A 25,384-nucleotide genomic window follows, 5' to 3' on the forward strand; every position below is an offset into this window, starting at 1 on the left:
ACACGCCGCGGTCAGCCTTCCGCCATCATCAGCAACTGCGCGCCATCCGCGACCTGGTCGCCGACGCCGTACAGCACTTCCGCGACGACACCCGCGCCCGGCGCGCCGATCGTGTGCTCCATCTTCATCGCTTCCATCACGATCAGCGGCGTGCCGGCCTCGACCTTCTGGCCCGGCTCGACCAGCACCGCGATCACCTTGCCGGGCATCGGCGCAGTGAGGCGGCCGCCGCCATGCTCGGCATCGCCCGCGTGCGCGAGCACGTTGCGCCATTCGAAGGTCTCGGCGACACCCTGTGTGAACACGTGGAAACTGTCGCCGTCCGCATACACGCGGCCGCTGCTGCGCACGCCGTCGAGCGTCACGTCGAAGTCGAGCGGCGTCGCGCCGCGCGTCCACGCGAACGGCTGCGCGGCCGCGTCGCCGGTGGCGAGGCGCGTGCTGCCGCGGTCGTCCTCGTAGGTGACCGTCACGTCCGCGTCGCGATCGGGCGCATGCCATTCGAGCGTGCGGCGATAGCCGCCGTTCAGCCGCCAGTCCGGCAGTGCACCCCACGGCGACGCGCCTTCCCGTGCGGCCGCGCCGCGTTCGCGCGCGAGGAGTGCCGCGCAGGCCAGCGCGAGCGTCGCGCGCGGCGGCTGTTGCGGCGCGAACAGCGCATCGTGGTTGCGCTCGATCAGGCCCGTGTCGAGATCGGCGCTCGCAAACGGCCCGCAGTTGACGATCCGCTGCAGGAACGCGGCATTCGTGTGCAGGCCCACCACCTCGCAGGCCCGCAGCGCGCGCAGCATCCGGCCGAGCGCTTCCGCGCGGTCCGCGCCGTGCACGATCAGCTTCGCGATCATCGGATCGTAGAACGGCGTGATCGCGTCGCCCTCGCGCACGCCGCTGTCGACGCGCACCGGCGCGCCGATCGCGAACTCGACGCCTTCCGGCAGCCGCAGGTGCTTCAGCGTGCCGGTGGACGGCAGGAAGCCGCGCGCCGGATTCTCCGCGTAAAGACGCGCCTCGATCGCATGACCCTGCACGCGCAGTTCGTCCTGCTTCAGCGGCAGCGGCTCGCCCGCTGCGACGCGCAGCTGCCATTCGACGAGATCGAGCCCCGTGACCATCTCGGTGACCGGATGCTCGACCTGCAGGCGCGTGTTCATTTCCATGAAGTAGAACGCTTCGCCCGTCATGATGAACTCGACGGTGCCCGCACCGACGTAATTCACCGCGCGCGCGGCCGCGACGGCCGCCTCGCCCATCGCCTGGCGCACGTCTTCATGCAGCCCCGGCGCCGGCGCTTCCTCGAGCACCTTCTGGTGACGACGCTGCACCGAACAGTCGCGATCGAACAGGTAGACGGTGTTGCCGTGCGTGTCGCCGAACACCTGCACTTCGACGTGACGCGGGCGCGTCAGGTATTTCTCGATCAGCACGCGGTCGTTGCCGAAGCTGCTCGCGGCCTCGCGCTGGCACGACGCGAGCGCCGCCGGGAAGTCCTCGGAGCGCTCGACCACGCGCATGCCCTTGCCGCCGCCGCCCGCGCTCGCCTTCAGCAGCACCGGGTAGCCGATCTCGTCGGCTTCGAGATGCAGGTTCGCCGCGTCCTGGTCGTCGCCGTGATAGCCGGGCACGAGCGGTACCGCGGCCGCGTGCATCAGCGCCTTGGCGGCAGCCTTCGAGCCCATCGCCGCGATCGCGTCGACCGGCGGCCCGATGAACGCGATGCCGGCCGCCTCGCAGGCATGCGCGAAATCCTCGTTCTCCGACAGGAAGCCGTAGCCCGGATGGATGGCCTGCGCACCGGTCGCGCGCGCGGCCTCGATGATGCGCTCGATGCGCAGGTAGCTGTCCGCGGCCGCCGCGCCGCCGATGTGCACGGCTTCGTCGCATGCGGCGACGTGCTTCGCGTTCGCGTCCGCGTCAGAATAGACGGCGACGCTCGCGATCCCGAGACGTTTGCACGTCGCGGCGACGCGGCAGGCGATTTCACCGCGGTTGGCGATCAGAATCTTGTCGAACATGGCTTCGATGTCGTCCGGAAAGTTAGGGGCACGCCGGTCATTCACGCCACGCAGGCGTGCGTTTCTCGAGGAAGGACGCGATCCCTTCGCGCGCTTCCGCGCCGGCGCGGGTGCGCGCGATCCAGTCGGCCGTCTGCTCGATCAGCGTCGCGTCGAGCGGCCGGCCGGCCACGTCGGCGACGAGCCGCTTGCACGCCTGCACGGCGTCGGGGCCGTTCGCGACGAGCGTCGCGGCCAGCTTCGCGACCGTTTCGTCGAGCGCATCGGCCGGCACCGCGTCGTGAATGAAGCCGAGCGACGCGGCGCGCGCGCTATCGAACACCTCGGCCGTCGTGAAGTAGCGGCGCGCCGCGCGCTCGCCCATCGCCCGCACGACGTACGGCGCGATCGTCGCGGGAATCAGCCCGAGCCGCGCTTCGGACAGGCAGAACTTCACGCCGTCGGCGGCGATCGCGATGTCGGCCGCCGCGACGAGACCCACGCCGCCCGCATACGCGTCGCCATGCACGCGCGCGATCACCGGCTTGCCGCAGCGGTGGATCGCCTCGAGCATGCGCGCGAGCTTGCGCGCGTCGGCGCGGTTCTCGTCGTCCGAGTAACCGGCCATCTTCTTCATCCAGTTCAGGTCCGCGCCCGCGCAGAACGCCGCGCCTTCCGCGGCGAGCACGATCGCACGCACGCCGGCGTGCGCGTCGAGCCACTCGAACGCGGTGGTCAGCTCGGCGATCGTCGTCTCGTTGAACGCGTTGCGCACGTCGGGCCGCGCGAGCGTGACGGTCGCCACGCGGCCGGCTTCGCTTACCTTGATCGTTTCGTATCGCATCGGTCAGCCCTCCCGGCCGTTACATGCGGAACACGCCGAAGCGCGTGTCGTCGATCGGCGCGTTCATCGACGCGGCGAGGCCGAGGCCCAGCACGTCGCGCGTCTGCGCGGGGTCGATCACGCCGTCGTCCCACAAGCGCGCACTCGCGTAGTACGGATGCCCCTGGCGCTCGTACTGGTCGCGGATCGGCTGCTTGAATGCCTCTTCGTCCTCGGCCGACCACGCGCCGCCCTTTGCCTCGATGCCGTCGCGGCGCACGGTCGCGAGCACCGACGCCGCCTGCTCGCCGCCCATCACCGAGATCCGCGCGTTCGGCCACATCCACAGGAAACGCGGGCCGAACGCGCGGCCGCACATCCCGTAGTTGCCGGCGCCGAACGAGCCGCCGATGATCACCGTGAACTTCGGCACCTTCGCATTCGACACGGCCGTCACCATCTTCGCGCCATGGCGCGCGATGCCTTCGTTCTCGTACTTGCGGCCGACCATGAAGCCCGTGATGTTCTGCAGGAACACGAGCGGAATCTTGCGCTGGCAGCACAGCTCGATGAAATGCGCGCCCTTCACGGCCGATTCGGAGAACAGGATGCCGTTGTTCGCGACGATCCCGACCGGATGGCCCCAGATGTGCGCGAAGCCCGTGACGAGCGTCGTGCCGAAGCGCGCCTTGAATTCGTCGAACTCCGAATCATCGACGATGCGCGCGATCACCTCGCGCACGTCGAACGGCTTGCGCGTGTCGACCGGAATCACGCCGTACAGGCTCTTCGCGTCGTAGCGCGGCGGCTTCGGTTCGCGCAGCGCCACCGGCGACGCGATCTTCGGCGCGAGGTGATCGACGATGTTGCGCGCGATCGACAGCGCATGCGCGTCGTTCTGCGCGAGGTGGTCGGCCACGCCCGACAGGCGCGTGTGCACGTCGCCGCCGCCGAGATCCTCGGCGCTCACTTCCTCGCCGGTCGCGGCCTTCACGAGCGGCGGGCCGCCGAGGAAAATCGTGCCCTGGTTCTTCACGATGATCGACTCGTCGCTCATCGCCGGCACATACGCGCCGCCCGCCGTGCACGAGCCCATCACGACCGCGATCTGCGCGATCCCCGCCGCGGACATCGTCGCCTGGTTGAAGAAGATGCGGCCGAAGTGGTCGCGATCGGGAAACACGTCGTCCTGGTTCGGCAGGTTCGCGCCGCCCGAATCGACGAGATACACGCACGGCAGCCGGTTTTCCGCGGCGATTTCCTGCGCGCGCACGTGCTTCTTCACGGTCATCGGGTAGTAGGTGCCGCCCTTGACCGTCGCGTCGTTGCACACGATCACGCACTCGCGGCCCGCGATCCGGCCGATGCCGGTGATCACGCCCGCGCCCGGCGCGTCGTCGTTGTACATGCCGTTCGCCGCGAGCTGCGACAGCTCGAGGAACGGCGCACCCGGATCGAGCAGTTGCGCGATGCGGTCGCGCGGCAGCAGCTTGCCGCGCGACAGGTGCTTGTCGCGCGCGGCCGGGCCGCCGCCTTGCGCGAGCTGTTCGATCTTCGCGCGCAGGTCGGCGACGACCGCCTCCAGCGCCGCGGCGTTCGCGCGGAATTCTTCCGAACGCGGGTTCAGTTTCGATTCGATGATCGGCATCGACGGGGCTCCGTTCGCGTGACGTGGGGCGTTACATCGTTTCCGCGAACAGCTCGCGGCCGATCAGCATCCGGCGGATCTCGCTCGTGCCGGCGCCGATCTCGTAGAGCTTCGCGTCGCGCCACAGACGGCCGACCGGGTATTCGTTGATGTAGCCGTTGCCGCCGAGGATCTGGATCGCCTCGCCGGCCATCCACGTCGCCTTCTCGGCCGTGTAGAGGATCACGCCCGCGCAGTCCTTGCGCACCTGGCGGATGTGGTCGCTGCCCGCCGAGTCGAGATGGCGGCCGACCGCGTACAGGTACGCGCGGCACGCCTGGAACGTGGTGTACATGTCGGCGACCTTGCCCTGGATCAGCTGGAATTCGCCGATCGACTGGCCGAACTGCTTGCGGTCGTGGATATACGGCACCACCGCGTCGAGACACGCGGCCATGATGCCCGTCGGGCCGCCCGACAGCACCGCGCGTTCGTAGTCGAGGCCGCTCATCAGCACCTTCACGCCGCCGTTGAGCTGGCCGAGGATGTTCTCCTCCGGCACCTCGACGTCCTGGAACACGAGTTCGCCCGTGTGCGACCCGCGCATGCCGAGCTTGTCGAGCTTCTGCGCGACCGAGAAGCCCTTCATCCCCTTCTCGACGATGAACGCGGTGATGCCGCGCGGGCCGGCGTCGAGGTCCGTCTTCGCGTAGACGACGAGCGTGTCGCAGTCGGGGCCGTTGGTGATCCACATCTTCGTGCCGTTGAGCACGTAACGGTCGCCGCGCTTGTCCGCGCGCAGCTTCATGCTGACGACGTCGGAGCCCGCGTTCGGCTCGCTCATCGCGAGCGCGCCGATGTGTTCGCCCGACACGAGCTTCGGCAGGTACTTCTGCTTCTGCGCGTCGGTGCCGTTGCGGTGGATCTGGTTCACGCACAGGTTCGAGTGCGCGCCGTACGACAGGCCGATCGACGCCGATGCGCGCGAGATCTCCTCCATCGCGACCATGTGCGCGGTATAGCCCATGTTCGCGCCGCCGTATTCCTCGGCCACCGTCATGCCGAGCACGCCGAGATCGCCGAACTTCTTCCACAGATCCATCGGAAACTGGTCGGTGCGGTCGACCTCCGCCGCGCGCGGCGTGATTTCCTTCGCCGCGAACGTCGCGACGGCGTCGCGCAGCATCTCGATGTCCTCACCGAGCATGAATTGCACACCGGGCAGGTTGATCATGTCTCCTCCGTTTCCAGAAAGTGGGTCGCACGCGCCGATTTCTGAGTTTCGCTCAAATCGGATCAATGCGTCGATTCATTAAGCCAATACAGCGGAAATTTTGCACAGTTTCGCGCCTCGTCCGGCTTGCCGTCAATAGTTTTTTGAGTGACACTCAGATATCATTGCGAGATGACAGCCGCTACCGCCGACACCATGACCGCCACCGCCAAAGCCGATCGCGCCGAGCCGTCGCGCGCCCCCGCCGGGCGCAAGTCCCAGCAGCGCGTGCAGGACATCCTGCGCGCCGGCCGCGAAGTGTTCGCCGAAAAGGGCTACGAGCATGCGACGGCCGCCGAGATCGCGCAGCGCGTCGGCGTGTCGGAGGCGACGGTGTTCAGCTACTTCCGCGGCAAGCGCGAGCTGTGCGCGCGTGTGATCGCCGACTGGTACGACGAAATCATTGCCGCGTTCGAACTCGGGATGCCGCAGGACGCGCCGGTGCAACAGCAGTTCGCGTTCATCGTGCGCACGCACTTGCGGCTGATGCTGGTGAACGGCACGGGGCTGTGCGCGCTGGTGCTGTCGGAGGGGCGTGCGAAGCAGCATGCGCTGAGCGACGAGCTCACCGCGCTGCAGCGCCGCTACACGGCGCCGCTGATGGACGTGCTCGCGCGCGGCCAGGCGGCCGGGCAGGTGCGCCGCGACATGCCGCTGAGCCTGCTGCGCTCGATGGTGTTCGGGCCGATCGAGCACGTGCTGTGGGATGCGATCCTCGGGCACCGCAAGCTCGATACGGAAACGACGGCCACGCAGCTGATCGACATGCTGTGGGCGGCCGTGCAGCCGCCCGCGCCGGAGCAGGCGGCGCTGGTGCGCTTCAGGAACGAAGTCGCGGAAGCGGTGCTGCGGCTGGAAGGCGAAGCGTCACGCGCGTGACGCCGGCAGGCGGTGCGGCGCGCCTGGCGCCTTGCCGCATCACCTGCTCCATCGAGCCGAGTCCAACCGCTACGATTCCTCGCTCACCCGCAGCGGCGCGCGGCTCTGCTCGTTATTCAGATGGACGAACTTGCGCAACAAGCGCATCAGTTCCTGCGAATCGTCCTCGCCCATGCCGTCGAACAGGCCAGCGCGCAATTCCTTCACCGACGGAATCAGGTGCGTGAGCAGCTCGACGCCCGCCGGCGTCAGCAGCAGGCGCCGCTGACGCCGCGGCAGCACTTCGCGGACGATCAATCCTTTCGCCTCGAGCCGGACCGCGAGATCGGCAGTGGTCGACGTGTCGAGCGCCACCCGCTGCGCGAGCGTCACCTGATCGAGCCCCGGGCACTCGTAGAGCATCCGCAGGACCGCGTACTGCACCGGCGTCACGTCCCGGCCCAGCTTCTCGTAGAACATCGCGACTGCGATCTGGTGCGCGCGCCGGATCAGGTGCCCGGGCTCGTCGTACAGGTCGAGCGGGAAAACCGGCGTGTCGGCGGGATTCGTTTTTTCCATGAATGAGTCGATGACATAGGCGGCGCACGCCGTTGCGTGCGCCGACGGCATGGCGCTGCCTCGCGCCATTTCCCGGGAAAACCAGTATACCGCTCGCCTTGCTCCAGCCAATCTCAATGAGTACACTGAATCACATTCAGTACACGGAATGCCGAGTTGCCGCGTACCGGCGGCACCGCCCTGAAGGAGACGAACAACGTGTTTCTCAAGAACGCTTGGTATGTGGCCTGCACGCCCGACGAGATCGACGGCAAGCCGCTGGGACGCAAGATTTGCAACGAATCGATGGTGTTCTACCGCGCGGCGGACGGCCGGGTCGCCGCGCTCGAGGATTTCTGCCCGCACCGCGGTGCGCCGCTGTCGCTGGGTTTCGTGCGTGACGGCGTGCTCGTGTGCGGCTATCACGGGCTGGAAATGGGCTGCAACGGCAAGACGGCCGGCATGCCGGGCCAGCGCGTCGGCGGCTTCCCGCCGATCCGCAGCTTTCCGGTGGTCGAACGGTACGGATTCGTGTGGGTCTGGCCGGGCGACGCGTCCGAAGCCGATCCCGCGAGGCTGCCCGCGCTGCAGTGGGCCGAAGATCCGGCCTGGGCACACGGCGGCGGCCTGTATCACATCCGTTGCGACTACCGGCTGATGATCGACAACCTGATGGACCTCACGCACGAGACTTACGTGCATGCAACGAGCATCGGCCAGAAGGAAATCGACGAAGCCGCGCCGAAGACCACCAGCAATGGCGACGAAGTCGTCACCAGCCGCTTCATGGAGAACGTGATGCCGCCGCCGTTCTGGCGGATGGCGCTGCGCGGCAACGGCCTCGCCGACGACGTGCCGGTCGACCGCTGGCAGATCTGCCGCTTCACGCCGCCGAGCCACGTGATGATCGAAGTGGGCGTCGCGCATGCGGGCCACGGCGGCTACGACGCGCCGGCGGAGCTGAAGGCGTCGTCGATCGTGGTCGACTTCATCACACCGGAGACGGACACCTCGATCTGGTACTTCTGGGGGATGGCGCGCAACTTCCGGCCCGACGATCACGCGCTGACCGCCGAGATCCGCGAAGGCCAGGGCAAGATCTTCGCCGAGGATCTCGAGATGCTCGAGCGCCAGCAGCTCAACCTCGAGCAGTGGCCGGAGCGCAAGCTGCTCAAGCTCAACATCGACGCCGGCGGCGTGCTGTCGCGCAAGGTGATCGAGCGGCTGCTCGCCGAGGAAAATGCGGCGAGCCCGCAACGGCCCGTGATTCCGGTCGCGCAGATCAAGGAGGCGTCATGAGCGCCGCGACGCTGACGGTTCGCGTGGCCCGCAAGTGGCAGGAAGCGCGCGACATCTGCGGCTTCGAATTCGTCAGCGATGACGGTTCGCCCCTGCCGCGCTTCGACGCCGGCGCCCATATCGACGTGCATCTGCCGGGCGGCCTCGTGCGCCAGTACTCGCTGTGCAACCACCCGGAGCACGGCGATCGCTACCAGATCGCGGTGCTGCGCGATGCCGAGGGCCGCGGCGGGTCGCGCGCGATTCACGACGAAGTCCGGCAAGGCGATACCGTGCGGATCGGCATGCCGCGCAATCAGTTCCCGCTCGCGCCCGACGCCCCGCACCACCTGTTGCTCGCCGGCGGAATCGGCGTGACGCCGATCCTCAGCATGGCCGAACGGCTGTTCTCGTCCGGCCTGCCGTTCGACATGCACTACTGCGCGCGTTCGACCGATCGCATGGCCTTCGTCGAGCGGATCAACGCTGCCGGGTTCCATGACCGCGTCCGCTTCCACGTCGACGACGGCGACCCCGCGCAACGCTTCGACCTCGCCGCGGTGCTCGCCGCCGCGCCGGACGGCACGCACCTGTACGTATGCGGCCCGCGCGGCTTCATGGATGCGGTGCTGAACGCCGCGCGCGAGCGCAACTGGGCCGAAGCGCGGCTGCACTACGAGTTCTTCGGCGGCGCGGTTGCGTCGTCCGGCGCGGATCGCGCGTTCCAGGTCCGGATCGCGAGCAGCGGCAAGGTGATCGACGTGCCGGCCGAATGCACGGTCATCGCGGCGCTGGCGGCCAACGGCATCGACGTGCTGACGTCGTGCGAACAAGGCGTATGCGGCACCTGCATGACGCGCGTGCTCGAAGGCGAGCCCGATCATCGCGATTCGTATCTGACGGAAGCGGAACAAGCGGCCGGCGATCAGTTCATGCCGTGCTGCTCCCGCTCGCGAAGCGACCTGCTGGTCCTCGATCTGTAGACGGACCGCCCGATACGCGGCGGCCAACCACAATACTGGAGACGATCAATGGAACGACCTGCCCAGGCCCCCATCAGTACTGCTCAATTCCCGGTCGACCGATGGTGGGTCGCCGCGCTGTCATCCGAACTGACGGACCGCCCCGTCGCCCGCACGCTGCTCGGCCGCCCGGTCGTCCTGTTCCGGTTGCCGTCCGGGGAAGTCGGCGCGCTGGAGGATCGCTGCTGCCACAAGTCGCTGCCGCTGTCGTGCGGCTCGCTCGAAGCGCGCGGCCTGCGCTGCGGCTATCACGGGCTGCTGTTCGACCGCGGCGGCACCTGCGTGGAGATTCCCGGGCAGGAACGCATTCCGGCGAAGGCATGCGTGGCGTCGTATCCGGTTCAGGAGCAGGACGCGATCGTATGGATCTGGATCGGCGCCGACGCGCACGCCAAACCGACCTGCGCGCCGCCGCGCTATGCGTTCCACACGGATCCGCAATACCGGTTCGGCGGCGGCCACTACCATTACGACGCGCCGTATCAGCTGATTCACGACAACCTGATGGACCTGAGCCACCTCGGCTACGTTCATCTGAAAACGATCGGCGGTAACGCGCCGCTGCATATGGGCGCGGAAACCCGCGTCAGCAGCGACGGCGACACGGTGACGCTGGTCCGCCGGATGCCGGCGTCCGACCCGCCGCCGACCTACACGGCCGCGTGGCCGTTCACGGGCCGCGTCGACCGCTGGCAGGAAATCGAATTCCACGTGTCGCATATCCGGATCTGGACCGGCGCGATGGACGCCGGCACCGGCGACCTGCACGACCCGGCGCGCGGCGGTTTTCACATGCGCGGCTTCCACGGCATTACGCCCGAGTCGGAAACGACGACGCACTACTTCTGGACCGTCGCGACCAATCCGCAACACGACGTCGAACGCATCGCGCGAACGGTCATCGAGCAATCCGCGGCGACGTTCGATGAAGACAAGACCGTGATCGAAGCGCAATACCGCAATCAGTTGCGGTTTCCGGACGGCCGCCAGATCGACATTCATGTCGACGCGGGCCCCAATCGCGCGCGGCGCGTGATCGAGCGGCTGCTGCTGCAGCCCGACCCCGCGTAACCCTCGCGCCGGCGCGCGAACGACGCGAGCCGGCCGCGCTGGGCGTTCCCCGGGTTTGCCGTCAACCCACGCATTCGCTTTCGCCCCATTCGCCGCTGTCGGCTTCGATTTCATCCCATTCGATTAGTCATACTATTTTTATCAAGGATCTTTGACGTGAGCGAAAATATCCGCAATACGATCGACGCGTCCCCGATGAGCGCGTTCCAGACGATGGCGGTCACGGCCTGCGTCGTGCTGAACATGCTCGACGGCTTCGACGTGCTGGCCATCGCGTTTGCCGCGCCGCACCTGGCGGCCGAGTGGAAACTGAGCGGCAAGGAAATCGGCCTGCTGCTGAGCGCCGGGCTGGCCGGCATGGGGATCGGCTCGGTGCTGATCGCCCCGCTCGCCGACCGCGTCGGGCGCCGCCGCATCATCCTGCTCTGCCTCGCGGTGATCTCGACCGGCATGCTGGCCTGTGCGGCCACGCACAGCACGTTGCAACTCGCCGTCGCGCGCGCCTATACGGGGCTCGGCATCGGCGGGATGCTCGCAAGCCTGACCGTCATCAGCGGCGAATACGCATCGAACAAATGGCGCAGCGCCGCGATCGGCATGCAGTCGACCGGCTACGCGATCGGCGCCACCGCGGGCGGCGTTCTCGCCGGTTACCTCCTGTCGGTATGGGGATGGCGCAGCGTGTTCGCGTTCGGCGGCATCCTGACCTTGATGGCGATCCCGATGGTGCTCGCGCTGTTGCCGGAATCGCTCGACTTCCTGCTGGCGCGGCGTCCGGACGACGCGCTGCAGAAGATCAACCGCATCCTCGCGAGAATGAAGCGCGCGCCGATCGACGCGCTGCCGGCCGCGAGCGCATCCATCGACACGGCGAGCCCCGCGTCAAGTTGGACAGCCGTGCTGCGCGCGCCGCTCACGCGCCGCACGATCGCGCTGTGGGTCGCATTCTTCCTTGTGATGGGCAGCTTCTATTTCGTCGTGAGCTGGACGCCGAAGCTGCTGGTCCAGGCCGGCCTGTCGGCCTCGCAGGGGGTGACGGGCGGCGTGCTGCTCAACCTCGGCGGCATCGCGGGCGCGTCGCTGTTCAGCCTGCTGTCGACCCGGTTCCGCCTGCGCAGCCTGCTGGGCGCGACGCTGTTGCTGGGCGGCGCATTGATGGTCGCGTTCGGCGCGAACACCGGCTCGCTCGGCACCGGGATGATCGTCGCGGTGTTCCTCGGCGCCGTGATCAACGCGTGCGTGGCCGGCATGTACGCGCTGTCGCCGACGCCGTATCCCGCCGAGATCCGCACGACCGGCATCGGTCTCGCGGTCGGCATCGGACGCCTCGGCGCGATCCTATCGCCAATGACGGTCGGCGCGCTGCTGGACGACGGCTGGTCCGTGCCCCACCTCTATTTCGCGTTCCTCGTGCCGATGGCCGGCGCGGCGATCGCCGTCGCCGTGGCGGGCGCGCGTGTCGCGGCGCCGCACCGGCAACGCGATCCGGCGATCTCGTAACACGCGACAACCGCAATCCTGCCGATACCCGTCGGCATCCCGGTCGGGTCCGGGGCAAATAAAAAAATCGATAAGTACATCTACATACTGTTTGGAGACAACCATGAAAACGAAACTGGGCGTCGCACTCGCGACGGCGATGGCGCTGGCCGGACCGGCCTGTGCGCAAAGCAGCGTCACGCTGTACGGGATCATCGATACCGGCGTGTCCTATTACAACAACGCCGCGCGCGGCGGATCGTTCACCGGGATGCCGACGCTGACCGGCGAAGTGCCGTCACGCTGGGGCCTGAGAGGCACGGAGGATCTCGGCGGCGGCTACCAGGCCTTCTTCGTGCTCGAAAACGGCTTCCAGCCCGGCACCGGTGCGCTGAACTACGGCGGGCGCCTGTTCGGGCGGCAGGCCAACGTGGGCGTGAACAGCCCGTTCGGCGCGCTGACCCTCGGCCGCCAGATGAACATGTCGATGATCGTGCTGACCAATGCCGACGTGATCGGCCCGTCGATTCATTCGATGGCGGATTTCGACTCGTATCTGCCGAACGCGCGCAGCGACAATGCGATCGGCTACAAGGGCACGTTCCACGGCGTGACGCTCGGCGCGACCTACAGCTTCGGCCGCGACGCGGCCGGGCCGGCGGGGCCGTCGGCGACGGGCTGCGCCGGACAGGTGCCCGGCGACATCGTCGCGTGCCGCCAATACACGGCGATGCTCGCGTATGACGCGAGCAATTTCGGGCTGGCCGCGTCGCACGACGTGATGCGCGGCGGCGGCGGCGCGCTCGCGCCGCTGAACAATCCGGCCTACACCGACACGCGCGACATCGTCACCGGCTACGTGAAGATCGGCCCCGCGAAACTCGGCGCCGGGTGGATCCGCCGCAACCTCGCGGCAGCCGAGCACCTGCAGGCCGACATCGTGTTCGCGGGCGGCACGTACTACGCGACGCCCTACCTCGCGCTCGACCTGCAGGGCGTGCGCTACCTGCAACGCCGCGAAAACAAGGAAGGCACGAACGCGACGCTGGTCGTCGGGCGCGCGAACTATTTCCTGTCGAAGCGGACGACCGTCTATACGTCGGTGGGCTACATGTTCAACAGCGCGCTGGCCGCGAACGCGGTCGCGGCCGGCGGGACGGTCGGCACCGGGATGAATCAGCTCGGCGTGATGGCCGGCATCCAGCAGAAGTTCTGAACGCCGGACACCGCACCTCGATCAATCGGCGAGCCGGCAATGCGACAGCTTCAGCCCGGGCAGCACCGGCGCGTCGATATAACCTTCGTTCACGCAGCTGAAGCGGAAATTCGCGGACGCCGTGAACGGCTTGATCTCGCCGCCCGGGAATTTCGGTTTCAACGCGGCCTGGTCGGCCGCGTCGAAATGCGTGTCGAACTGCTCGCCGTCGGCCGTCAACGCACCGAAGTACGTGCCGCCCGGGTCGCTGCCCATCCGCATCACCGCGCCGACGAACGCGAGGCGCCTGCCGTCGTATTTCGTCTTCGCGGCGGCCATGTCCTGCGTGTAGGCCTCGATCACGGTGGCGTAGTGCGCGTCGATCGCGGGCTCGGCGGCCGGCGCGGCGTAGCCGCTCTGGTGAACGCCCGCCAGCATCGCGCAGGCAGCCAGCGCGGCCGTCATGAACGGCGCGGAACTCTTTTTCATTGGGTGGTCTCCCGTCAAGCGTGGTGGTTGAAGTAATCGATCGCGGCGCTTCGCCGGCTGCGCGGCGAAACACCCGAGCATGATCGTGCGGCCGTTGCGTCAATCGTTCGAATCGTGGAACACGGCTGCGATCACTTCAGCACCCGCGTGGTCGGCTGCGGTGCGCGACGTCGCGCGGCACGCGACGTGACACGAAGATGACATGGTGCGGCCCCCGGCTCTCATTGAATTTCACTGCGTCTGTTTTTGGGCGCTACGGTAGCAGACGGCCGGCGGCCCGGCAATCGCGATGCCCGGTCCGCATCGGCCTCTTTACAATTGCAAACGATTCTCATTCCGCATATCATGCGCATCCTCCGCGCGACGCAGTAAAGGCGCCGCGGTCCGCGTCATCGTCCTTAGCACTCCGTCCATTCATCGATTCATGCCATCCCGCCGAACGCCCCACCGCGCCCGGACGCTTCGTCCGTGGCGCGCGAGCCTGCCTGCCCTGATCACGCTTTGCGTCGCAAGCGGCGCGCATGCGGATGTTGAACCTGCCGCCACGGCTTCGGCGGCCACGTCCTCGCCCTCGTCGACACCCGCGCGCCCCGAACGCGAACTGCCGACGATCAGCGTCAGCGCATCGTCAGCCGTCGATCCGACCGTCGGCTACCAGCCGCGCACGAGCAGCGTCGCCGGCGGCGACGATCGCCCGCTCAAGGAGATTCCGCAATCGGTCGCCGTGGTCAGCAGCAGCGTGATGCAGGACCAGCAGGCGCGCTCGCTCGACGACGTGCTCGGCAACATCAGCGGCGTCACGCAGACCAACACGCTCGGCGGCACGCGCGACGCGTTCATCAAGCGCGGCTTCGGCTCGAACAACGACGGCTCCGTGCTGGTCGACGGCGTGCGCACGCCGGTGCTGCACAGCTACCTCGCGACGATCGACCGCGTCGAAGTGCTGAAGGGCCCGGCTTCGCTGCTGTACGGGATGCAGGACCCGGGCGGCGTGATCAACCTCGTCACGCGCAAGCCGGAGGACACGTTCGGCGGCTCGATCTCGGCCTCGCGCACAAGCCACGGCGGCAGCAGCGCGCAGTTCGACCTGACCGGCCCGCTCGGCAAACCGTGCCAGGTCGCGGGCGGCACGCTCGCGTTCCGGCTCACCGGCGAATACGACACGAGCCGCTACTGGCGCAGCTTCGGCCGCGAGCGCAATGCGCTGATCGCGCCCGCGCTGTCGTGGCACGACGCGAACACGTCGATCGACGTCAGCTACCAGTACGTCGACTACACGATGCCGTTCGATCGCGGAACGGTGCTCGTGAACGGCCGCCCCGACGATGCGCTGCGCTATCGCCGCTACGAGGAAGCGTGGGCACAAAGCGGCGGCATCCAGGAAACGCTGCGCGCGCGCGTCGAACATCGCTTCTCCGACGCATGGCGCGTGCGCGCGACCTACGGCTGGGGCCGCGACCGCTACGATCAATACATCGCCCGCGCGACCGCTTTCAACAGCACGACCGGCGCGCTGTCGCGCTCGTCCGACGCGAACCTCGGACGCAACGACTCCGACCAGATCGCGACGCTCGGCCTGCTCGGCAACCTGACGCTCGCGGGGATGAGCCACGCGCTCTATGTCGGCGGCGAATACGAGCGGCAGCGCAGCTTCCGCGGCGACACGATCCGCGGCACCGCGACGAAGGGCTTCGATCTCTACGATCCCGTCTACGGCCTGCTCGCGCCCGGCGGCACGGTGAGCACGAAGCAGAGCGATTCGCTCTCGAAGGTCCACACGTACTCGATGATCGTGCAGGACTCGGTGAAGATCACCGACCGGCTCACCGCGGTCGGCGGGCTGCGCTGGGAGGACTGGCAGCAGGAATCGGGAATGGGGCGGCCGTTCGTGTTCGCCGACCGCTCGCACGGCAACGTGTGGCTGCCGCAGTTCGGGCTCGCGTATGCGCTCACGCCGTCGCTGACCGCGTATGCGAACGTGAGCCGTTCGTTCAAGCCGAACGTCGCGTCGAATGTGGCCGCGCCGCTCGCGCCGGAATTCGGCCGCGTGCTGGAAGCCGGCGTGAAGTTCAGCCTGAAGCCCGGCATCACCGGCACGCTCGCGGCCTACCAGATCGACAAGCGCAACGTCGCGGTCACGGTCAACGACATCACGTCGACGATCGGCACCGCGCGCTCGCGCGGAATCGAACTCGACGTCGCCGGGCAGCTCACGCGGCACCTGAGCCTGATCGGCAGCTATGCGTACACGAACGCGAACGACCGCGACAGCAACACACCGCTCGTCAACGTCGCGCGCCACACCGGCAGCCTGTTCGCGGTGTACGACACGGCGATCGCGAGCCTCCCGGGACGCTGGCGCTTCGGCGGCGGCGCGCGGCTCGTCGGCGCACGGCCCGGCGACACCGCGAACAGCTTCACGCTGCCCGGCTACGTGACCGTCGATGCGTTCGCGGCCTACGAAACGACGATCGGCAAGTTCCCGACGCGCATCCAGCTCAACGTGAAGAACCTGCTCGACAAGACCTACTATCCGTCGAGCAACAGCAACCTGATCGTCGCGGTCGGCGAGCCGCGGCTCGTCACGCTGACGACGACGGTGTCGTTCTGACGCATCTTCGCGCCGGGTGGCCAGGGCCGGGGCCGTGCCGCGCGCCCCGGTCGGCGACACGAGCCGATCTCAGCCGCCCGCGAAATCGAGCAGGATCTTGCAGCTTTGCTCGGGATTGCGATCGGCCATCTCGAACGCCTGCGCGACGTCGCGAAAGCCCACCTTGTGCGTAACGATGTGCTCCGGCTGGATCAGCCCGCGGGCAATCCAGTCGATCACCTGCGGGAACATCGCGCAGTTCAGCCGCGATGCCGCGAGCGTCAACTCCTTCTTCGTCAGCTCCGCCTGCACGATCGCCGACGGCTCAGACGAAAACCCGAGCACGCCGATCCGGCCGGCCGGCGCGGCGATCCGCACGGCCTCCTCGAGAATCGACGGATGGCAGACCGCATCGAAGATCAGCGTCGGGCCGCCGTCGACACCGCGCTTTTCCAGCGCGTCGGGCAACGACTCGACGCTCGTGTCGATGATTTCGTCCTCGGCCGCGCCGCACTTGCGCGCGAGCTGAAGCCGTGCGTCGAGCCGGTCGGTAATGAATGCGCGAATGCCATACACGCGCTTGAGCACCTGCAGGATCGTCAGCCCGACCGTGCCGGCGCCATAGATCAACGCGACGTCGCCCGGCAGCACGCCGGTGCGCGACGTCGCGTTCGCGGCCACCGCGAACGGCTCGACGATCGCCGCGCAGGGTTCGGCGATCGCGTCCGGAATCCGGTACGCATTGCCGGCCGGCACACACGTGTACTGGCTGAAGCCGCCGTCGCGATGCACGCCGAGCACGGTCAGGTGCCGGCAGACGTTGCGCCGGCCGATCGTGCACGCGTGGCAATGCCCGCAGCTGATCACCGGATCGACCGCGACGGTCTCGCCGAGCCGCGCGGCGTCGACGCCCGCGCCGACCGACTCGATCGTGCCGACGAACTCGTGGCCGATGATGCGCGGATACGACACGAACGGATTCTTGCCGTGAAAGATGTGCAGGTCCGACCCGCAGATGCCCGCATAGCGCACCTTCACGCGCACTTCTCCGGCGGCGGGCACGGGCAGCGGCACTTCGCGCACGCCCATGCTGTTCGGACGATCGACAACGACGCTCAACATTTCGGTTCTCTCCTTCTGGTCTTCGGCGCTCACCAGTTCCACATCGATCCGTCGCGCAACCGGGCGACCGGCAGGTACGCGCGCTCGTACGGATATTTCGCGGCCAGCGTCTCGTCGATGTCGACGCCGAGGCCCGGCACGTCGTCCATCACGAGATAGCCGTCCTCGAAGCGGTAGCTGTGCGGAAACACTTCGTCGGTCAGCGCGCTGTGCGGCATCAGTTCCTGGATGCCGAAGTTCGGCGCCCACAGCCCGAAGTTCACGGCCGCCGCCATGCAGACGGGCGACAGGTCGGTCGCGCCGTGGAAACCGGTGCGCACCTGGTACATCGCCGCGTAGTCGGCGATGCGCCGTACGTGCGTGATGCCGCCCGCGTGCACGATGGTCGCGCGGATGTAGTCGATCAGCTGGTCGCGGATCAGGTCCTTGCAATCCCAGATCGAGTTGAATACCTCGCCGACCGCGAGCGGCGTCGTCGTGTGCTGGCGGATCAGGCGAAACGCGTCCTGGTTCTCCGCGGGTGTCGCGTCCTCGAGCCAGAACAGGCGATGCGGCTCGAGATCGCGACCGAGCCGCGCGGCCTCGATCGGCGTGAGCCTGTGATGTGCGTCGTGGAGCAGGTGCGGCGCATCGCCGACCGCGTCGCGCACCTTGCGGAACAGTTCCGGCGTGTGGCGCAGGTAGAGCGCGGTGTCCCACGGCTCCTCGGGCGGCAGCCCCTTCTCGGCGGGCTCGTACGCGCCTGCCGTCTTGCCGACACCGTACACCTTGTCGAGCCCCGGCACGCCCGACTGTACGCGGATCGCGCGGTAGCCGGCCTCGACGTGCGCGCGCACCGCGTCGACTGCTTCCTCGTGATCGCGCCCGTTCGCGTGGCCATACACCATCAGGCCGTCGCGGCTCTTGCCGCCGAGCAACCGATAGACGGGCATGCCCGCGAGCTTGCCCAGGATGTCCCACAGCGCCATGTCGATCGCGGCGATCGCCGTCATCGTCACGGGCCCGCGCCGCCAGTACGCGCCGCGATACAGGTATTGCCAGATGTCCTCGATGTTGCGCGGGTCGCGTCCGACGAGGCACGGAAACACGTGGTCTTCCAGGTACGCGCGCACCGCGAGCTCACGCCCGTTGAGCGTCGCGTCGCCGAGGCCGTAGACGCCTTCGTCGGTCACGATCTTCACCGTCACGAAATTCCGGCCCGGACACGTGACGATGGTCTGCAAGCGTTCGATTTTCACTGCGCTCCTCCAGCGGGCGTTTCAGTCGACAAAGTAATGAGGCGCGCGGCTGCGCACTTCCGGCAGATGCGAGCCGATCCGGTCGACGTGCGCCGCGACCGATGCGCCGAGCAGCGCCATGTTGCGCGACGCGATGTGCGCGAGGATCTGTTCGTGTTCCTGCAGCGCGCGGCGCGCGTGATCCTCGACACGTTCGAGCAGCAGCCAGCGCACACGGTCGAACTGACGCTTCATCGGCTGCAGCATTTCCCACACGTGCGGCCGGCCCGCGAACGCGAACATCCGGCCGTGCATTGCCTCGTCGAGATCGAAGAACGCTTCGACGTCGCCCGCGGCCACCGCCTCGCGCTGCGCGTCGATGATCCGCGACAGCTCCGCGAGCTGCGCCGGCGTGATCTTCTGCGCGAGCTCGACATGGTTCGCGCATTCGAGCGTGCTGCGCGCGAAGCGCCCTTCCTCGAGGATCGACACCGGAATCGGCGCGACCAGCGTGCCGACCTTCCGGATGATCTGCACGAGCCGCTCGTCGGCGAGCTGCGCGAACGCTTCGCGCACCGGCGTGCGGCTGACCTTGATCGTCGTGGAGATCACCGCCTCCGACAGCGCGGTGCGCGGCGGCAGCGCACCGCGCACGATCGCGTGGCGCAGCAGCGCATGCACCTGCTCCGTATACGACCGGCTCTCGTCCAGCGAGAACCCCTGCAACGCCGTGACCACGACGTCTGCTTCTTCCAGTGCTGCCGTTTCGCTCATGGTTGCGATGGATCCGACTTGATATCGATGTCTACCATGGTACATAAGCAGTCGATTTCAGGCGATCTAGCGTTTACACCGATAACTTCGCCGTAAAACTCGAAATAACCTGCAAGCATTCCCGCATCTACCATGGTACAAACCGTTGCCGACTGTCATGTTATCTGCCCCCGATTTTCTGCGCGCCGCGCCGCCCGGCACGGGCCGTCCCGGTTATGACCGGCAGGCGGTTCGCACAGGTATCGTCCATCTCGGCCTCGGCGCGTTCCATCGCGCGCACCAGGCGCTGCATACGGAAACGGTGCTCGAACAGGGTGACCTGCGCTGGGGCATCGTCGGCGTCGAACTGCGGCGGCGCCATACCGTCGACCTGCTCGCCGCGCAGGATCACCTGTACACGGTGATCGAACGCGATGGCCAAGGCGCGCGCGCGCGCATCGTCGGTGCGGTGCACGACGCGCTGTTCGCGCCCGAATCGCTGCCCGCGCTACTGGCGCTGATCGCCGATCCGGCCGTGTCGATCATCAGCCTGACCGTCACCGAGAAAGGTTATTGCCGCCGCCCCGGCGGCGGTCTCGATACCGACGATCCCGCGATCCGGCAGGATCTCGCGACGCCCGGCACGCCGCGCACCGCGCTCGGCGTGATCGCGGCCGGCCTGCGCCTGCGGCCGGCCCATGCGCCGCTGACCGTCGTCTGCTGCGACAACATGACGTCGAACGGCGACACGCTGCGCGCGCTGCTGATCGACTACGCGGAACGCATCGACGGCGCGCTCGCGCGGCGCATCCGCGACGACGTCGCGTTCCCGAACAGCATGGTCGACCGGATCGTGCCGGCCGCGACGCCCGAATCGCTCGACTGGGCGCACGCCCATCTCGGCGCGCGCGACGCGGCTGCGATCGTCTGCGAGCCGTTCTCGCAATGGGTGATCGAGGATCGCTTCGCCGGCCCGCGCCCGCGCTGGGAAGACGCCGGCGCGCACCTCGTCGGCGACGTGCGGCCCTACGAAACGATGAAGCTGCGGCTGCTGAACGGCTCGCATTCGGCGATCGCGTATGCGGGACAGTTGCGCGGCCGCGCGACGGTGTCCGACGCGATGGCCGATCCGGCGATCGCGGCGCTCGTCGACGGCGTGATGACGCGCGACCTGCTCGCGACCGTCGACGTGCCGTCCGGATATGACGCGCACGGCTATTGCGCGACGCTCGTGCAGCGCTTCCGCAATCCGACGCTCGCGCATCGCACCGAACAGATCGCGATGGACGGCACGCAGAAGGTGCCGCTGCGCTGGCTTCCCGCGCTCGCCGAAAGCGCGCGGGCCGGCGTCGAGCTGCCCTATCTGGAACGCGCGCTCGCGCTCTGGCTGCACTACCTCGCCACCGCGCGCGACGAATCGGGCCGCGCACTCGCGGTCGGCGATCCGGGCGCGGCCGCACTCGGCGCGGCGCTGTCGGCAGCCGGCGATGCCGCCAGCGCGGTTCGGGCCGCCCTCGGCAGCCTCGTGCTCGCCGGTTCGGCGGCATGGCCGGATGCAGTGATCACGCGCATCGGTGCCCATCTCTCGACGCTTCGCGCGAGCGGCACCGATGGGCTGCTCGCACCGTTGTACGTGCGCTGAACGACCGCTTACCCCGGTTCGCAGGATTCCTGAGCGAACCGCGCAGTGCCCCTGCCCGCTGACGCACATGCCGACGCGGCAAACGATCGACAAGACAACCATGACGGCCGGCCCACCGGTACGAAGGAGACGGACATGAAGCAGAAGTCGCAGGCGTGGTTCACGGTATTCCTGCTGTTCCTGGTGTATGGCATCAACTATCTCGACCGCGTCGCGCTGTCGATCGTCGCGCCGATCGTGCAGACCGATCTCGGCATCGACGCCGCGCAGATGGGCCTCGTCTTCAGCACGTTCTTCATCGGCTACGCGCTGTTCAATTTCATCGGCGGGCTCGCGTCCGACCGGCTCGGGCCGAAGCTCGTATACGTGCTGTCGGTCGGGCTGTGGTCGGTGTTCTGCGGAATGACCGCGCTCACCGTCGGCTTCGTGAGCCTGCTGATCGTGCGGCTGCTGTTCGGCATGGCCGAAGGGCCGCTGTGCTCGGCCGCGAACAAGATGGTCAACAACTGGCTGCCGCGCGACGCCGCCGCGACCGCGATGGGCCTGCTCAGCGCCGGCTCGCCGCTCGGCGGCGCGATCGCCGGGCCGATCGTCGGCCTGCTGGCCGCGCACTTCGGCTGGCGACCGGCGTTCTGGATCGTATGTGCGATCGGGCTCGTGTGGGTCGTCGTGTGGATGATGTCGACCTCGGACCGTCCGGCCACGCCGGTCGGCGGCGCAGCGGGTGCGCCCGCAGCGACACCCGCCGCTGCGCCCCCCCACGCAGGTGCCGCCGCCGGCCCCGCAACGCCCGCACACACGCTGTCGCACTACGTGCGCCAGCCGCGCATCCTCGCGACGGCCGCCGCGTTCTTCAGCTACAACTACGTGCTGTTCTTCTTCCTGAGCTGGTTCCCGAGCTACCTCGTGCGTGCGCACCATCTGAACATCAAGGAGATGAGCGTCGCCACCGTCGTGCCCTGGCTCGTCGGCACGGTCGGCCTCGCGTGCGGCGGCGCGATCTCGGATGCGCTGTACCGGCTCACCGGCAACCTGCTGCTGTCGCGCCGGATCGTGCTCGTCACCTGCCTGCTCGGCGCCGGCGCGTGCGTGGCCGTCGCGGGCGCCGTGCAGTCGACCCAAGGCGCGGTCGCGCTGATGTCGGTGTCGCTGTTCTTCCTGTACGTGACGGGTGCGATCTATTGGGCGATCGTTCAGGATGTCGTGCATCCGGCGCGCGTCGGCGGCGTCAGCGGCTTCCTGCATTGCATGGGCAGCCTGTCGGGCGTGATCGGGCCGGCGGTGACCGGCTTCATCGTCGAGCGCAGCGGCTCGTTCGCGTCCGCGTTCGTGCTGGCCGGCGCGATTGCACTCGCGGGCGCGGTGCTGGCCGGCGTGTTCGTGCGCAACGCACGGCAGTCGGAAGTGCTGCGCGAACGCACCGCACACTGACCTTTCAAGGCTGACGAAGGCCGCGCGGCGCCGCATGAGTCGGCACCGCGCGGCCTTGTCGTTTCATCCAATCATCGCACCCTCGAATATCTCCCATCCGATATCGCGATTTCCGCTGTCGATCGCGCGCCTCTAGACTGGCTACGCGATGGCGACGCTGCGCAGCGGCACGGCGCAGCGGCACGCCCCCACGAAAACGATATGGGAGAGTTCGATGTCCGACCGGGATGCGCGCCGCGGCGCGCTCAAGACACTCGGCCTCGCGGCCGCCACGGCGCTGCTCGGCGCCGCGCGCACCGCGCAGGCTGCGACGCCCGAATCCGGCGCGCTGCTGGCCGGCGGCGCGACGCGCCTCGCCGACCTCACCCGCCGCCTCGCGGCCACGCCGAGACGACGCGACTTCAAGACGGTGCCGATGATCGTCGAGCGCCCCGATCAATGGGATCACACGGCACTCATGGAAGTGATCGGCTATCGCGGCGGCCCGAAGCAGGTGTGGGACAACACCGAGCTCGGCGGCCCGTGGCTGAACCTGATGCGCAATGCGCTGAACGCGCAGGTCTGGGGGTTTGGTCACCCGGACTTCCTCGTCGTGTCGGCCACGCACGGCGCCGCGCATCTTGCGCTGTTCGATCCGGCCGCGTGGGACAAATACGGCCTCGCGACATTCGCCGGCACCGCGTTCGCGACCAACACGCTGCTCGCCGCGAAACCCGCGCAGTCGAAAGACGCGAAGGATCACGAACTACCTGATGGCGCGTTCTCGTCGCACGACAACAGCATCGCCGCGCTGCAGCAGCGCGGCGTCGTGTTCCTGGCATGCCACAACGCGATCTGGGAGCTCGCGGAACGGCTCGACCGCGCGAATGCGAATCCGGACAAGCTCCCGCTCGACGCGCTCGCCGCCGACCTGACCAACCACGTGATTCCGTCGGTGATCGTCACGCCGGGCGTGGTCGGTACGCTGCCCGAGCTGCAGCACGCCGGTTTCACTTACGCGAAGTGAGGCGCCCGATGACATCGATCCGCACGCGTTCTCCGTGGCGACGCCGGTGGCTCACAGCGCTGTCCGCCACGCTGGCCGCGCTCTGCTGCACGTCGGCGCTGTCGCTCGCTGCCCCGGCCGATGCTTCAAACAGCGTCTTTCCGCCGTGGCAGGACGGCCGCAACAATGACGCGACGAACCGCGGCCTCGAATTCACGGTGCCGCAGGTCGACGTGCTCGCCGATTTCCACGGCGACCTCACCGCGCCGAAGCTCGTGCTGTACGTCGGCGGCAACTACTTCTTCGCGATGGCGCCGCTCGTCGCGCAGTTCGAGACCGACCATCCGGAATACCGCGGCCGCATCTACTGGGAAACGATCCCGCCCGGCCTGCTCGTGAAGCAGATCCACGCGGGCGGCACGATCACCGTCGGCAACATGACGTGGACGGTCGAGCCCGACGCGTATTTCGCCGGGCTCGGCAAGATCGACGAACTGATCGCGGACGGCACGCTCGACGGTCCGGCCGTGCCCTATGTGACCAACCAGTTGACGATCATGGTGCGCGCCGGCAATCCGAAGCACATCGCGTCGCTGAGCGATCTCGCGCGGCCCGACGTGAAGCTCGCGATGCCGAACCCGGCGTTCGAAGGCGTCGCGCGGCAGATCCGCGCATCGCTCGTGAAAGCCGGCGGCGATACGCTCGCGCGCACCGTCTACGACGACAAGGTGCGCGCCGGCACGACCGAACTCACGCACATCCATCATCGGGAAACCGCGCTGTTCCTGATGCAGGGGCGCGCGAACGCCGGCGTGCTGTGGCAATCGGAAGCGGCGTTCCAGGAACAGGTCGGGCATCCGCTGATGCACATCGACATTCCGGCCGCGCACAATACGACGGCGATCTATGCAGGCGCGATGGTGAAGCACGCGCCGCATCCGGAAGCCGCACGCGCTTGGCTCGCGTTCATCCGGTCGCCCAAGGCGTTCCGGATTTTCGCGCGCTACGGCTTCGGGCGATACGACGCGACCGCACCGACACCGCAGCTTGCGCCACGGCAAGACCGGCCCGACGCGGGCTGACCGCGCAATTGCACACGCCACAAGACAGACAACAAGGAGGGGACCCGTGAACGATTCGGTCGACACACCGCGACGCCGGTTCGCGCCGCTGCTGCTCGCCGCGGCAGCGCTCCTGGCCGGCAATGCGCGCGCGGACGACGTCGCGCTCGGCAAGACCATCGCCACCCGGGGCACGACGACGGGCGTGGCTGCATGCATCGGCTGCCACGGCGCCCAGGGCGAAGGCAACGCGGCCGCAGGCTTTCCGCGGCTCGCCGGCACACATGCCGCCTATCTTTCGGCTCAACTCGCCGCGTTCGCCGACGGCAGCCGCCAGAATCCGGTCATGCAGCCGCTCGCGAAACTGCTGTCGCCGCGCGATCGCGACGCGGTCTCCGCGTACTTCGCGAGCCTGCCCGCGCCGCCCGCCATTGCCGCTTCCGACGCCGCGTCGATCGACCCGGCGAACACCGGCGCCTGGCTCGCGACGCGCGGACGCTGGTCGCAGGGCCTGCCCGCCTGTGCGCAATGCCACGGCGCGGGCGGCCTCGGCGTAGGCACCGCGTTTCCGCCGCTCGCCGGCCAGCCGGCCGCGTACATCGCGGGCCAGCTGAACGGCTGGAAGCGCGGCACGCGCGCGCCCGGCCCGATGGCGCTGATGCCGATGATTGCCGGCAAGCTGTCCGACGCCGATATCGACGCGGTGGCCGCCTACTATGCGCGCGGCGGCGCCGCGAACGGAGAACAACGATGATCGATCGCTCGATGGTGGTCCGCGGCGCGCGTGCCGCGCTGCTCGGTGCGCCTGGCTGCCGCGCTCGCGTGCGCGGCCGCGCCGCAGGACGCCCCGGCGCCGCTTCCGCTCCGCCGCCTCCGCGCTTCCGCCTCCGCCGTTCCGCCTCCGCCGCTTCCGCCTCCG

General features: G+C 68.3%; 21 protein-coding genes. 12 read left to right on the plus strand and 9 right to left on the minus strand.

Annotation, left to right across the window (positions count from 1 at the left end; all coding sequences use genetic code 11):
- Positions 1-11: 11 nt before the first annotated feature.
- The 4 genes from PL79_RS10025 to PL79_RS10040 are packed head-to-tail and all read right to left on the minus strand — an operon-like array spanning position 12 to position 5,675.
- Positions 12-2,012 carry an acetyl/propionyl/methylcrotonyl-CoA carboxylase subunit alpha gene (locus tag PL79_RS10025; protein ID WP_044847406.1) on the minus strand — a complete coding sequence of 667 codons (2,001 nt, stop codon included), beginning with the start codon at positions 2,010-2,012 and terminating at the stop codon, positions 12-14.
- Positions 2,013-2,049: 37 nt separating this feature from the next.
- Positions 2,050-2,835, minus strand: a complete 786-nt coding sequence (locus PL79_RS10030) for an enoyl-CoA hydratase/isomerase family protein (protein WP_044847407.1) — start codon at positions 2,833-2,835, stop codon at positions 2,050-2,052.
- A 19-nt stretch (positions 2,836-2,854) separates the two neighbouring features.
- Positions 2,855-4,462, minus strand: a complete 1,608-nt coding sequence (locus PL79_RS10035; RefSeq protein ID WP_044847408.1) for a carboxyl transferase domain-containing protein — start codon at positions 4,460-4,462, stop codon at positions 2,855-2,857.
- A 31-nt stretch (positions 4,463-4,493) separates the two neighbouring features.
- On the minus strand, positions 4,494-5,675 hold the full coding sequence (locus PL79_RS10040; protein ID WP_044847409.1) for an isovaleryl-CoA dehydrogenase: 1,182 nt from the start codon (positions 5,673-5,675) through the stop codon (positions 4,494-4,496).
- A gap of 171 nt (positions 5,676-5,846) precedes the next feature.
- Between PL79_RS10040 and PL79_RS10045 the strand changes: the two genes are divergently transcribed.
- Positions 5,847-6,593, plus strand: coding sequence for a TetR/AcrR family transcriptional regulator (locus PL79_RS10045; RefSeq protein WP_044847410.1), 747 nt, complete (start codon positions 5,847-5,849; stop codon positions 6,591-6,593).
- A gap of 69 nt (positions 6,594-6,662) precedes the next feature.
- Here PL79_RS10045 and PL79_RS10050 read toward each other — a convergent pair whose 3' ends face one another.
- Positions 6,663-7,151 (minus strand): MarR family winged helix-turn-helix transcriptional regulator, encoded by a 489-nt coding sequence (locus tag PL79_RS10050; protein WP_044847436.1) that lies wholly within the window; start codon positions 7,149-7,151, stop codon positions 6,663-6,665.
- 198 nt (positions 7,152-7,349) lie between these two features.
- Between PL79_RS10050 and PL79_RS10055 the strand changes: the two genes are divergently transcribed.
- From PL79_RS10055 to PL79_RS10075, 5 genes are all read left to right on the plus strand, one after another.
- Positions 7,350-8,429, plus strand: a complete 1,080-nt coding sequence (locus tag PL79_RS10055; RefSeq protein ID WP_044847437.1) for an aromatic ring-hydroxylating oxygenase subunit alpha — start codon at positions 7,350-7,352, stop codon at positions 8,427-8,429.
- Positions 8,426-9,391, plus strand: a complete 966-nt coding sequence (locus PL79_RS10060) for a PDR/VanB family oxidoreductase (RefSeq protein ID WP_044847411.1) — start codon at positions 8,426-8,428, stop codon at positions 9,389-9,391. The genes PL79_RS10055 and PL79_RS10060 overlap by 4 nt, the downstream gene beginning before the upstream one ends.
- Positions 9,392-9,439: 48 nt before the next feature.
- Positions 9,440-10,501: an aromatic ring-hydroxylating dioxygenase subunit alpha gene (locus PL79_RS10065; protein ID WP_044847412.1), complete on the plus strand. Its 1,062-nt coding sequence runs from the start codon at positions 9,440-9,442 to the stop codon at positions 10,499-10,501.
- Positions 10,502-10,657: 156 nt separating this feature from the next.
- Entirely contained in the window at positions 10,658-12,001 is a 1,344-nt protein-coding gene (locus tag PL79_RS10070) for an MFS transporter (RefSeq protein WP_082088690.1), read from the plus strand.
- Between the two features lie 103 nt (positions 12,002-12,104).
- Positions 12,105-13,196, plus strand: a complete 1,092-nt coding sequence (locus PL79_RS10075; RefSeq protein WP_044847413.1) for a porin — start codon at positions 12,105-12,107, stop codon at positions 13,194-13,196.
- 21 nt (positions 13,197-13,217) lie between these two features.
- Here the strand turns inward: PL79_RS10075 and PL79_RS10080 are convergent, their stop codons facing one another.
- The gene (locus tag PL79_RS10080) at positions 13,218-13,664 is read right to left on the minus strand and encodes a hypothetical protein (protein WP_044847414.1); all 447 of its coding nucleotides are present in this window, start codon (positions 13,662-13,664) and stop codon (positions 13,218-13,220) included.
- A 424-nt stretch (positions 13,665-14,088) separates the two neighbouring features.
- Here PL79_RS10080 and PL79_RS10085 point away from each other — a divergent pair, with 424 nt between their 5' ends.
- Complete coding sequence (locus PL79_RS10085) at positions 14,089-16,275, plus strand: TonB-dependent siderophore receptor (protein WP_044847415.1); 2,187 nt, start codon at positions 14,089-14,091, stop codon at positions 16,273-16,275.
- A 69-nt stretch (positions 16,276-16,344) separates the two neighbouring features.
- Here the strand turns inward: PL79_RS10085 and PL79_RS10090 are convergent, their stop codons facing one another.
- The 3 genes from PL79_RS10090 to PL79_RS10100 are packed head-to-tail and all read right to left on the minus strand — an operon-like array spanning position 16,345 to position 19,367.
- Entirely contained in the window at positions 16,345-17,376 is a 1,032-nt protein-coding gene (locus tag PL79_RS10090) for a Zn-dependent oxidoreductase (protein WP_044847439.1), read from the minus strand.
- 29 nt (positions 17,377-17,405) lie between these two features.
- Positions 17,406-18,614, minus strand: a complete 1,209-nt coding sequence (gene manD / locus PL79_RS10095; protein WP_044847416.1) for a D-mannonate dehydratase ManD — start codon at positions 18,612-18,614, stop codon at positions 17,406-17,408.
- A 21-nt stretch (positions 18,615-18,635) separates the two neighbouring features.
- The gene (locus PL79_RS10100; protein ID WP_044847417.1) at positions 18,636-19,367 is read right to left on the minus strand and encodes a GntR family transcriptional regulator; all 732 of its coding nucleotides are present in this window, start codon (positions 19,365-19,367) and stop codon (positions 18,636-18,638) included.
- A gap of 157 nt (positions 19,368-19,524) precedes the next feature.
- Here PL79_RS10100 and PL79_RS10105 point away from each other — a divergent pair, with 157 nt between their 5' ends.
- From PL79_RS10105 to PL79_RS10125, 5 genes are all read left to right on the plus strand, one after another.
- Positions 19,525-20,988 carry a mannitol dehydrogenase family protein gene (locus PL79_RS10105; RefSeq protein ID WP_044847418.1) on the plus strand — a complete coding sequence of 488 codons (1,464 nt, stop codon included), beginning with the start codon at positions 19,525-19,527 and terminating at the stop codon, positions 20,986-20,988.
- Between the two features lie 135 nt (positions 20,989-21,123).
- Complete coding sequence (locus PL79_RS10110) at positions 21,124-22,419, plus strand: MFS transporter (protein WP_044847419.1); 1,296 nt, start codon at positions 21,124-21,126, stop codon at positions 22,417-22,419.
- A 214-nt stretch (positions 22,420-22,633) separates the two neighbouring features.
- Positions 22,634-23,425 carry a thiosulfate dehydrogenase gene (gene tetH, locus PL79_RS10115; RefSeq protein ID WP_044847440.1) on the plus strand — a complete coding sequence of 264 codons (792 nt, stop codon included), beginning with the start codon at positions 22,634-22,636 and terminating at the stop codon, positions 23,423-23,425.
- 8 nt (positions 23,426-23,433) lie between these two features.
- A complete protein-coding gene (locus tag PL79_RS10120; RefSeq protein WP_044847420.1) occupies positions 23,434-24,486 on the plus strand; it encodes a molybdate ABC transporter substrate-binding protein in 1,053 nt (350 codons plus the stop codon).
- A gap of 46 nt (positions 24,487-24,532) precedes the next feature.
- The gene (locus PL79_RS10125; protein ID WP_044847421.1) at positions 24,533-25,219 is read left to right on the plus strand and encodes a c-type cytochrome; all 687 of its coding nucleotides are present in this window, start codon (positions 24,533-24,535) and stop codon (positions 25,217-25,219) included.
- Positions 25,220-25,384: the final 165 nt, after the last annotated feature.

The sequence above is a fragment of the Burkholderia sp. USMB20 genome (assembly GCF_000949135.2).
Taxonomy (GTDB): domain Bacteria; phylum Pseudomonadota; class Gammaproteobacteria; order Burkholderiales; family Burkholderiaceae; genus Burkholderia.